The 1,150-nt window shown below is 55.2% G+C and carries 1 protein-coding gene and 1 pseudogene; both read right to left on the bottom strand.

The window, feature by feature from the left end; all coding sequences use genetic code 11:
- A partial coding sequence (locus AC1DSG_RS31275) for an aldehyde dehydrogenase family protein (RefSeq protein ID WP_477794310.1) occupies positions 1 to 667 on the bottom strand: 667 nt, incomplete at its 3' end.
- A gap of 39 nt (positions 668 to 706) precedes the next feature.
- A pseudogene (locus AC1DSG_RS31270) lies at positions 707 to 1,150 on the bottom strand (MFS transporter); the annotation flags it as partial.

The raw sequence follows: 1,150 nt of genomic DNA, 5'->3' as shown, positions 1-1,150 counted from the left end.
GTGCATCAACGACTTCTTTGCCACCGTGAACTACGTTCAGGACACCTGCAGGGATACCGGCCTCGAGGCCCAGCTCGACGAGCATCATGGTCGAGAGCGGATCCTGTTCGGAAGGCTTCAGGACGAAGGTGTTGCCGGTAACGATCGCCATTGGGAACATCCACAGCGGGATCATCGCCGGGAAGTTGAATGGAGTGATGCCGGCGCAGACACCGATCGGTTGACGCAGGGTGTAGGTATCAACACCACTGGCGACGTTTTCGGCGAACTCGCCCATCTGCAGGCTGCTGATCGAGCAAGCGTGCTCCACCACCTCGAGACCACGGAAGATATCGCCTTCGGCGTCAGCAAGGGTCTTGCCCTGTTCAGCGCTCAGGACAGCCGCGATACGCTTGGAGTTTTCTCGAATCAATGCTTGGAGTTTGAGCATGATGCGCATGCGAGCGCCGAGCGGAGTTTTTTTCCAGCTGTGGAAGGCGCGTTCAGCGGAGTCGATAGCGGCTTTCACTTCTTCCTGGGTGGCCAAGGGGACTTTCGCCAGTACCTCTTGGGAGGCTGGGTTAACCACCTCGAGCCACTCGGTAGTTTTTGAATCAACCCATTCGCCGTTGATCAGCAATTTGACCTGAGCCACTGTAGTGTCGTTCTTGTTCAGTGAAGCATTCATGAGTGTCTCCTAGGTTTACAGTTTCTGAAATCGATGCTTTTACTTCGAGGTTTCAACGGCATCGAGATCGACGTTTTTGGTCTCTTTGAGGGCGATGATGCCGATCACGAGGCTGATGCCCGTCACAAGCACGGGGTACCAGAGGCCGTAGTAGATATCGCCTGTGTAAACCACGAGAGCGAAGGAAATGGTCGGCAGAAGGCCACCGAACCAGCCGTTGCCGATGTGATAGGGCAGGGACATCGAGGTGTAACGGATACGGGTCGGGAATAGCTCTACCATGGTTGCAGCCAGAGGGCCGTAGGTCATACAGGCAATGAGGATCAGAGCAACGATGATGGCTACCACCATTGGCTGGTTGACCTGAGCAGGGTCTGCAGTCGCTGGATAACCAGCCTCGACAGTTACCTTTTTGATGGTCTCGGCATCAAAGCCGATAAGCACCGTACTACCGACGGCAATTTTGATGTCACTGCCTACAGG

The organism is Pseudomonas sp. P5_A12 (assembly GCF_056400685.1).
This window is presented reverse-complemented; position numbering and strand designations above follow the sequence as displayed.